We start from the raw sequence: 9,317 nt of genomic DNA, 5'->3' as shown, positions 1-9,317 counted from the left end.
CGACTGACGACAACACGGCGAGGTGCGTGCCCCAGCCCCGCGACGCCGCGTCCCCTATTGCCGGTCGCTCTAAATCCGGCCGTCCGTGACCGCCTGCTTGATCCACGGGATGACCTCGTCCAGCATGACGTCAAGAGGCGTGTCCGCGGTGAAACCCAGGACGCGCTGGGCCTTGTCCACGTTCGGCACCCTCTTGGCCACGTCGTACTGGAAGGGGTCGTCACTGACGTACCGGAACTCCACGTCCGGGCCCTTGATCTTCTTCCAGATCAGCTCAGCCAGTTCAAGGACCGTGGTCGACCGCGCGGTGGAGAGGTTGAAGTCCTCGTTGAGAGCGTCCGGATGCTCCATCGCCGTCACGATCCCCGCGGCCAGATCCCCACCGTAGGTGTAGTGCCGCACCTGGCTGCCGTCACCGAGAATGTGCAGCGGGTCCTGGTCCTTGAGCACCTTCTGCACCAGGTCGGGCACCACATGGCTCATGGCCAGCTTCACGTTGCCGGACAGCACCTCGACCTCGCCGAGCGCTCGGCCCTCGCCAACACCGACACAGTTGAAAGGCCGTGCGATCGTGTAGGGCAGCGCGTACTGGTCCCAGGCCGCCCGGGCGAAGTACTCGACCGCGAGCTTCTGGAAGCCGTAGGACGAAAGCGGCGGCGCGACCTTGCGCTCGTCTCCTTCCACCGACGGCCAGCGGTCGGTCGACTCGAACACCATGGACGAGCTGAGGTACGTCACCTTCCGCAGCCGCCCGCCAGCGCGGAAGACCCGGATAGCGGCATCGCAGGACGAAGCAATGATGCGTTCGTTGGTGGCGAGGAGATCATATGCGTAGGTGTGGAAGTAGGAAATTCCACCGATCATGGCCGCACCGGCGATGAAATGGTCGCAGTCAACGAGTAGCTCGCTCAGCAGGTCGGTGTCCCGCGCGTCGCCCTCGATGAACCGGTAATTCGGATGATCATCATAGCTGCGAGCGACCGGCCCGTACTTCGAGAGGTTGTCCAGACCCACCACGTCGTATCCACGACCCAGGAGATCCTGCACGACATAACCACCGATAAAACCGGCCGAACCGGTCACCAGAACAGTTGCCATCTGTTTCATTCCTTACTATCTGTCAGGGCCTCCGCCGACATGGCGGAACCAGTCTTCGCGCCACCTTCGAGTGGAGCCTTACCAGCGTTCTCGGCCTTCGGGACACGCGGTCGGGGATAGCTTCCGTTTCGTGGGCCGGGACCGCCGGATCCCGCCGTGTGCCGTAAGGCCTGTAACTCGCCGACGGTCAACCGCCGACCGAAGGCGAAGCGGTACCACTGGAGGTACTCGGGCAGCCAGCGAGCAAGGTCAAAATTTGACTCGCCCAGCGCCCGGTCAAGCCATATCGTCGGGATCTCAGCGACGGGCAGGCCGAGACGACGGGCCTTGGCAGTCAGCTCAAGACCGATCTCAAAACCAGATCTGCTATCAATCCCCACATTACGGACGAAACTCGTCGAATACGCCTTGAAACTGTTCGTCGCGTCCCGGGTGCCGATACGCGTGAGCAGCGACAGGGACCTGCCGGCCGCGCGCGACAACACCCGTTTGACCAGGGGGCCACCCACCTGCTGGCCGCCGGGCATGTAACGGGATGCCGCGGCGACCACCACACCGCGGTCAACCAACCGCGCCAGCTCGTCGATCTGGCGCGGATCATCGCTGCCGTCCGCCATCGTCACCACGGTGACCGGTGCGACCGCGTGCTCTATACCGAAACGGATCGCGTTCGCCGGCCCCCGCCCGTAGGTGTTGCGGACCGGCCGCACCCGCGCGTCCTTCTCCGCGTAGGAGACCAGACTCGGCACCGTGCTGTCACCGTCGAAATCGTAGATAACCATGATCTCGCAAGGGAGAACCACGGATTCGAGCAACCGGTCGAGTACTGGGACGATAGCGTCGCCCTCGTTGTAGACCGGCATCACCACCGACACCCGCGGCGTCATCGGATATTCTCCGTACCGCCCGCGGCCGAGAAATAAATCATACCCGCACGCCCGCACCGAGCAAGTTCCAGATGTCGATCACTGGCTTTTCGGTCCGCAGCTCGGCGTAGTCCGGATGCGGCGCGGCTATGATGAGGAGGTCCGCCCGCTCGACCACAGTCTCCAACGGCAGCAGGCGGCCGTCGGTACTGACATACGGATCCGTGCAGAGCGTACCGGCCGCCGAGTAGTCGAGAATGCGGCGCAGCTTGTACGACAGGCTTGCCCGAGTGTCGTCGCTGCCGGCTTTGAAGGCCATCCCGAGTATGCCGACAACCATCCCGGCAAGGTCGAAACGTTCCTTCAGGCGGGAGACCAGGTAGAGCGGGAGGCCCTCGTTCACCAACATCGCGGCATGGCCGAGAGCGAACGTGTTGTTGGTTACGGCCGCCAGCTGCATCGTGTCCTTGAACAAACATGGGCCGGCGGCGAGGCCCGCGCCGGGCAGGTCCGCCGCCCGCGGATAGTTGTGGCCCAGCGCGTCGCGGATGCGCTCGAAGTCAAGATCGAGATCATTCGCAATCATGTAGAACTGGTTGGCGGTCGCGAACTTGATGTACCGCCACGTGTTGGTGAACAACTTCGCGAGTTCAGCCTCTTCAGGCTGAAGATCCACGATCTCGTTGGTCAGGGCGGCGAAGAGGGCGGTTGCCCGCGCCCTGGTGGCGTTGGAACGGGCGGCGACGATCTGCGGAAGCTCGAACAGCTCGGTCATGGCCCGGCCCTCGGCGATGCGTTCCGGGCAGAAGGCGACCTGGACGTCCCGACCGATCTCCGAGATGAGTTTCTCCACCAGCGCGGTCACGCCCGGATAGACGGTGCTGCGCAGGATCAGCAGCTGGCCGTCGACGAGACGGTCTGAGAACGTACGTATCGCCCTGGGCACCACCTGCGGGTCGGGGTTGAGATGCCCGTCCACCGGCGTACCCACAACGACCACCACGTGCTCGGCTTCGGAGATCACCGCCGGATCGGTCGTGGCGCGCAGCCGGCCCGCCGCCGTCATTTCGGCGAGCGGTTCGCCAGCGCCCGGCTCCCGGAAGGGAAGACGACCATCGTTGACGACTCTCACCGCCGCCGCGTCGATGTCATACAGGAGGACCCGCCGGCCGCGCGAAGCCAGCGCGACACCCAGCGGAAGCCCTACGTGGCCGCAGCCCCCCACGATGACCACGTCCGTTGGGAACGACGTCACCGCGGGTCGAACGGTGTCCGTGTCGGTATCCCGGTTCTGTGTCACTGTCTCCCCCAAGAGCTCTTCAGCGTAAGCCCGTCGCAGAGTTGCGGCGGTTCCCCAGCGCGGACCGGCCAGGCCACGACTTCCCGTACCGTAGATATGATCATGAATCGACCATCGACGGATCACTCGATACGACAGAAGCCTCGATCAACGAGGCCACCGGCGGAAAGCCGACCCCGGGGTTAATGGACAGCAGCAGTCGTAGTGCCCGTCCGTGGGCCGGCGAACGGCGGGCGCGCAGAGCCGCGTTGAGTACCAGCAGCCAGCGCATCGCGTGCGCGGCAACCAGACCTCGGCGATGCAGTTGCAGCCGTACTCTGTTCATCTGGCCCAAGGCCCACAACTGCGGCGTTGCGTGCCGTTCGTCACCGAGCTGGACAGCGCCCGCCGATGGTACATAGCGAAGCAGGAAGCCATGGTCACGAGCGCGGAGAATGAACTCGGCCTCCTCCGAAGGAAGGAAAAAGGACTCGTCCCACGGGCCCACCGCATCCAGGCACTCTTTGGAGATCAACATTGCGGCACCGGACGCCCAGTCCGCGACCTGGGGTGCGGCGTACAGGCGATCATCCATGATGATCTCGCCTAACGTCGCCATCCGCCCGGACCGGTCACTGCCAAGCAGCGCTTCGCCCAGCGCCCGGAGCACTGTGGGTTCACGGCGCAGTGAGTGGCGCACCTGGCCACGCGCATCGCGCAGGCTCGGTACGCAGATGCCGGTGTCAAAGGGCCGCAGGGCCGCCCACAGCGCCTGGACGCTGCCGCGGTCCAGCCGCACGTCGGGATTGATCACCAAAACCGCGCGCCGCGGTGTCAACGCAGCCAGGCCAGCGTTGACACCCGCCGCGTATCCACTGTTGGCGTCGGTCGCCAACAGCAGCACGTCAGGACTGGCCTTGGCCGCCAGCAGCGCCGTGTCATCAACCGAGGCGTTGTCGACGACCACGGCCCGCCAGGAGAGCTCGCCCTCGAAGGCCGCTGGCAGTGCGGCCAGGCAGTCCACGATGACATCAGCGTTGTTGCGGGTGACGACAACCACCGTCACATCCGGCGCATCCGGCGCATCCGGCGCATCCGGCCGCTCCGCATCCGCCGGCCAGGCAGCCACGGCGGACGACGCCGCGACCGGCCGCTCGGCGGAGCTGGCCGGCTGGAGATCCGCGGTCACCGTGGCCCCCGCGCCGACGGGACCAACCCGGCGTCGGTGGCCGGCTGCTGATGGTGAACACCCCACGATCCGGCTGGAAGCGGATACGTTCCAGCGAGGACGCGCCGGCTCAGCCGAAGCTGGGCGGGTGGCTGTCTGCTCACCAGCGTCCGCCAGATGAACAGTGGATTGCCGACCAGATACCGGCGCCACATCCGGCGTGGCTCGACACTGAGACGCCACACCCATTCCAGCCGATTTTTGATCATCCAATCCGGGGCACGCGGAACCCGGCCAGCCGTGAAGTCGAGGAACGCGCCGACGCCGACGCCGAGCCGTACGCCCGTGGCCTCCAGATAGCGGTCCAGCCAGAGCTCCTGCAACGGGTTGCCAAGCGCGGTCACCAGCAGATCCGCTCGCGCCGCCCTGATTTCCTCAACGACGGAATCCGGGTCGTCCGCCCAGCCGTAGCCGTCCCGTACACCGGCGATGCACAGCCCCGGAATCCGCGCCCGCAGCGCCTCGGCGGCCTGGCTGGCCACAGCGTCGCGACCGCCGAACAGGAAGACCCGATACCCCTGTTCGGCGGCAAGGGCGAGTAACACCGGAGTGAAATCCGTACCGTTGAGATTCGCGGCAAAACGCAGGCCTCGCATCCTGGCCGCGACCGCGACGCCGATACCGTCCGGCAGCACCAGGTGCGCCCGCTGCAACGCGGCCCGATAAGCGACATCGGTGTAGGCAAGATTGAGCGAGTGCGCGTTGACATAGGCCACAAGGGCGGGCCGGGGATCTTCCATCGCGGTCCGGACCGCGATACGCGCGTCCGCGACCGTGAGGCATACCAGAGGGATGCCCTGCAGCTCGATGGACGGAAGGGATGCGCTTTCCTCGGTTACTCCGCGCAGCATCCCTCGAACGAAGCGGCTGCGGGTTGAGGGCAAGCAGGCTGAGGGTAACCCAGAATCCGCGTCGGCGTTTACCGACAGCTCACTCTCGCCACCCACGGCTACACCAACGACAGCACAATCCCTAGACGACTGAGCCCCCGTCATCCATCCCCCCAGGTATGGCATAGTCCGGTCTACTCAATCAAGCCTAGCAGATTCGGCTAGCGCCAGTATCACCGATGACGGCCCCGGAGCACAGTCATGGACAACCCCTCGTCATGGAATCAGAAAACCACCGTCGGAGCCACGGGAGCCCGTTAGGAGCGACAGCCGAGGGCGACGAGTGCGAGCCTCTCCACAAATACAGGAAAAGGCCTGGTGAGAGCCTCATCAAGCCCTGCTGGGGATAACGGCACGGCCCACCGTATCGATCAATGGGCCGCACCAATCATCTGGTCAGCCAAAGGCTGCGCGGCCGGAAGCGCGGCCGGTGCGGGTGCGGGTGCGGGTGCGGCGGACGCATGAAACTTATGATCATTTTTTTCGATACGATCATCAGGCTGGCCCGACAGCCGCCACATCGCTCCGGCAAGCCCCAGCAGTAAAAAGAGCAGACCGCCACACATCGGGAAGCTGAGCGCGTCAAAAGTCGCGAAGCTGACCATTGCCGCCCCGATGCCCGCCGCGATTGCCTGAGCAAGATCCTTATAAATTGGATCTTCGTTACGTCGCCGGGCGCCCCGAGCCGTGAAGATCCCGACCAGGAAGACCAGCAACAGGAGAACCAACCCGATCAGACCGGCATCCACGATGGTCATCAGATACTGGTTGTCCAGGAACCTGTACAGGCTCGGGATGAACGTTCGAAAACCCCGCCCGAACAGTGGATGCACGGCAATGTACTTCGCGGCCGCGGCATAGTCCTCGGTACGCCCTTTGGTACTCGGGTCGTTGCTGATACCGGTGAACAGGCTCGTGATCGTACCGAGCAGCCCGGGAATCGCTACTCTCATGCCGACAAGAAACAGGGGCATCACCTTGAAGGTGGCGAGCCGCCGACGGCGGTCCCAGCTCGGGATGATGAACACGGCGACCACCGCGATGGCAAGAATTGCCGAGCGTGACACCGACATGGGCAGGGCCACACCGATGCTGGCCGCCGCGAGCCAGCGTCGCACCTTCAGCTTCGCCGGCGCGGCGAACGCACGGCTTATCGCGAGGGGCAGCAGCATCGCCAGTACAACGCCAAACTCGATCGGATGGCTCGCGGTACCGGTGATCCGGCGGAATATCGACCGGGCGGAGATGAGATCGAGGGTACCGTTCACCCGCAGGCCCGGAATGTGGATGTAACCGGCGATGTTGAGCCCGATCGAGAACTGCAGGATGCCGAGAACCGCGAGAAAGACACCCATCGCCACGAGGCGGCCGATCAGAACATCCAGCCGGTGCCACGACCGGACGCCGTCCGCCGTTATCAGGGCCACGCCGGCCCAGGTCACCAGGAGCAGCAAACCACGGTCAGCGGCGCGCAGCTCCTCGGGAACGATATCCGCGCGCAGCGCGCCGGCCGCATAGCTGCCCAGCACCATCGTAGCCAGAAAAACCATTGCTATACGGATGGGCTGCGGGCCTGTCGCCGCACCGCCGAACGGCAGCATGACCACGAGAATCCACCATAACAGGCAGAGCATCCCCAACAGGTTGGCTGGCGTGCCGGCGGCGCCGAGAGGGCCAAAAATCAGCTGTGACGGAATACCGAGAAGAAGCAGCACGTAAAGAGACAGCAAAGAGGTGACGTCTACACGCGAAAGGTAACGCCGAGCCAGCGCGAAACGAGCGATACCGACGGGCAGGCCGAGCATCGAGGGCTACTTGTCGGAACGTCGGCGTAGGCCTACCAGAACCATCGTTGTCTCACGGGCGTCCGGTTGCTTCAGCCGCCCCTCCTCCTCCTCGCTGTCACGGTCACCGTCCCACTCCAGCTTCTCCAGGCCCTGGGAATCGGTGTCGTCGTCGCTGCCGTCGCCCTCCAGATCATCGACGTCCTGCTTCTCCGTGGGCGTCGCGGAGCTGCGGGAAGCGCCTCCCGACCGGACCGCCTCCTTCGAGCGCCCCCCGCCCCGAGCCTCGCTGGCGCGCCGGCCGCGGACGGCCGCGGCCAAGGCGGCCCGCCGGCCGGTAAAAGCCCCTTCAGCGACGAAGCAGGCCGTGACCGAAAGGATGAGGCCGAGGGCGGCCACACCGAGCAGCGCCCGGATCTGGCTCCCGTGAAGCACATCGGGCTCGCCCGGAGAAATAAGCTGACTGGCCCGGATCATCGAGTTCTTCGGGACATTCTGCATGACCTGCAGCTTTTCGAGCTCGCTCTCGGCCGTTTTCACCAGTACCGAGGCGGTGTTGCTCGCGGTGGCCGCTGAAGTGTCCGTCGCGGCGATCTCAAGCACCGGGGAACCGTCGGAGACCAACGCGATCGTGTACGCCGACGTCGCATGCGCGGCCTTGAGTTCCTGCCGGACCGCCTCGGTAGCCATGATCCGGGTCAGAACGTCCGCGGTGTTACCGAGCGGCAGGGACAGATACGGATTTCGGCTCGCGGCGGTGCTGGTGGTACCGGGGTCCGACGTCGGCGGCAGTACCACCACGGCTGCGTTGGCTTGGAATGTTGGACCGATGGTGGTGTGTACACCCACCCCAGCCAGGCCGGTGAGAACAATCCCGATGAACAGGATATACCAACGACGGACAAGAACCGCGATGAAATCCGAAAAATACACTCGTGCCCCTTGCCCCCCAGCGCGGGTCAGCATTGCGCCGACACCGGATCAGATCCAAGATACACGGCCGTCATCAGAGCGAGAAGAGTGCCGGGACTCCTCCTGGCCATGTAACACAAGCGCCAACGGGCCAACAAGTTACCAAGCCAGCCCCGCCGGCACAACTACATAATCTCATGCGGGTGAACACCAGGTGATGGGAAGAGAGCACCACCTGAACCCTGAGGCCGACCGCCGTACACGTCGATCCCACTTGCGGTTGCCGGTCAACCCATCTCCACCTGCCATCCGCTTGATGGACCCGATGATCTAAAACGGCGGGACGCTCTTTGCACAACAACCGAGTGCGCCACTAACAGTAACCATACACTATGAGACTGGAGTCATAGAAGGGGCCACCGGATCGCCCGAAGATCCTGACGCCGGCCGGAACAGCACATCGGTCCAGTAGTTGGAGTCACGGTAGGTAGCGTCAGGAAAGCCGCCGCCGTAGTGGTACACCCCGCTGGTCGCCCCAGCGGCGCGCAACGGCCCGTTGGCCGACACGGCCTGATCAAAAAACTCAGGGGTCGCCGAATAATGCCCCGTCGGCGCGAAATACGAGGCCGTGTAGGTCGTGGCGGCCTGGACCGGCACCGGCTTGGCCAGCATCACCACCTGCCAGCCGGTGTCGCTTTCGCCGACGGCCGTGGCGGTCGCCAGCCGGTCACCGGCGTCGGACCACAGGCTGACCGTATGTTCGCCGATATTGTCAGGGCCCTTGTAAAAGCGTATTCCAAGGATGTCACCTGGGGTGTCGACACGGAACCGGATCCCGACCTCAACCGCGGCGGGGTCCGGATCGGCCTCAGGCACGGGTTTCGCATCATTACTCCAGAGTGAGATCAGCTGCGAGTCCCCCCGCGGGGGCAGGCTTGGCGGCAGCCTCGGATTGCCGCCGGTGGAATCGCCGCACCCGGCGACCGCGAACCCCATCGCGCCCACGAGCAGGACCGTCGCGAGACAAGGCGAGAAGCGGTAGCACCTGCGATCGCCGCTGGGCGGCGCGGGCGTCCGGGCCGCCACCGACACGGCAAGCTTATGCTCGCGCACCTTTCGGCCCACCGGACGCCGCGGCCGGCCAGACCCGTGCACGGATGGGCCGCTGGCCCCGCACGCCGGACGCATGGAGGTCGTCATACAGACATATCCTTTGGTCGGAACACCGATTCAATTGATCGCCGCCTGGCGACGCGATCG

8 protein-coding genes are annotated in these 9,317 nt (G+C 64.9%); all 8 read right to left on the bottom strand.

Annotated elements, in window-relative coordinates; translation table 11 throughout:
* Window positions 1-69 precede the first annotated feature (69 nt).
* Window positions 70-1,098 carry an NAD(P)-dependent oxidoreductase gene (locus MJ777_RS00265; protein WP_239310393.1) on the bottom strand — a complete coding sequence of 343 codons (1,029 nt, stop codon included), beginning with the start codon at window positions 1,096-1,098 and terminating at the stop codon, window positions 70-72.
* A 5-nt stretch (window positions 1,099-1,103) separates the two neighbouring features.
* Window positions 1,104-1,985: a glycosyltransferase family 2 protein gene (locus tag MJ777_RS00260; RefSeq protein ID WP_239372292.1), complete on the bottom strand. Its 882-nt coding sequence runs from the start codon at window positions 1,983-1,985 to the stop codon at window positions 1,104-1,106.
* Window positions 1,986-2,022: 37 nt separating this feature from the next.
* A complete protein-coding gene (locus tag MJ777_RS00255; RefSeq protein WP_239310391.1) occupies window positions 2,023-3,264 on the bottom strand; it encodes a nucleotide sugar dehydrogenase in 1,242 nt (413 codons plus the stop codon).
* 100 nt (window positions 3,265-3,364) lie between these two features.
* Complete coding sequence (locus tag MJ777_RS00250; protein WP_239372283.1) at window positions 3,365-4,432, bottom strand: glycosyltransferase; 1,068 nt, start codon at window positions 4,430-4,432, stop codon at window positions 3,365-3,367.
* The gene (locus MJ777_RS00245) at window positions 4,429-5,322 is read right to left on the bottom strand and encodes a WecB/TagA/CpsF family glycosyltransferase (RefSeq protein ID WP_239310389.1); all 894 of its coding nucleotides are present in this window, start codon (window positions 5,320-5,322) and stop codon (window positions 4,429-4,431) included. Before MJ777_RS00245 ends, MJ777_RS00250 begins: the two co-directional genes overlap by 4 nt.
* 410 nt (window positions 5,323-5,732) lie before the next feature.
* Window positions 5,733-7,166 carry an O-antigen ligase gene (locus MJ777_RS00240; protein WP_239372281.1) on the bottom strand — a complete coding sequence of 478 codons (1,434 nt, stop codon included), beginning with the start codon at window positions 7,164-7,166 and terminating at the stop codon, window positions 5,733-5,735.
* A 6-nt stretch (window positions 7,167-7,172) separates the two neighbouring features.
* Window positions 7,173-8,078: a hypothetical protein gene (locus MJ777_RS00235; protein ID WP_239310925.1), complete on the bottom strand. Its 906-nt coding sequence runs from the start codon at window positions 8,076-8,078 to the stop codon at window positions 7,173-7,175.
* 369 nt (window positions 8,079-8,447) lie between these two features.
* Complete coding sequence (locus MJ777_RS00230) at window positions 8,448-9,170, bottom strand: DUF4082 domain-containing protein (protein ID WP_239372279.1); 723 nt, start codon at window positions 9,168-9,170, stop codon at window positions 8,448-8,450.
* Window positions 9,171-9,317: the final 147 nt, after the last annotated feature.

This window comes from Protofrankia sp. Cj5, from assembly GCF_917627405.1.
GTDB lineage: Bacteria > Actinomycetota > Actinomycetes > Frankiales > Frankiaceae > Protofrankia.
The sequence above is the reverse complement of the archived record's forward strand: the minus strand, read 5'-3'. Positions and strand labels throughout refer to the sequence as shown.

Excerpts from the sequence above, each read along its gene's own strand:
- MJ777_RS00245 (WP_239310389.1), bottom strand. The coding sequence starts at position 5,322 with ATGCTGCGCGGAGTAACCGAGGAAAGCGCATCCCTTCCGTCCATCGAG.
- MJ777_RS00265 (WP_239310393.1), bottom strand. The coding sequence starts at position 1,098 with ATGGCAACTGTTCTGGTGACCGGTTCGGCCGGTTTTATCGGTGGTTAT.
- MJ777_RS00260 (WP_239372292.1), bottom strand. The coding sequence starts at position 1,985 with ATGACGCCGCGGGTGTCGGTGGTGATGCCGGTCTACAACGAGGGCGAC.
- MJ777_RS00240 (WP_239372281.1), bottom strand. The coding sequence starts at position 7,166 with ATGCTCGGCCTGCCCGTCGGTATCGCTCGTTTCGCGCTGGCTCGGCGT.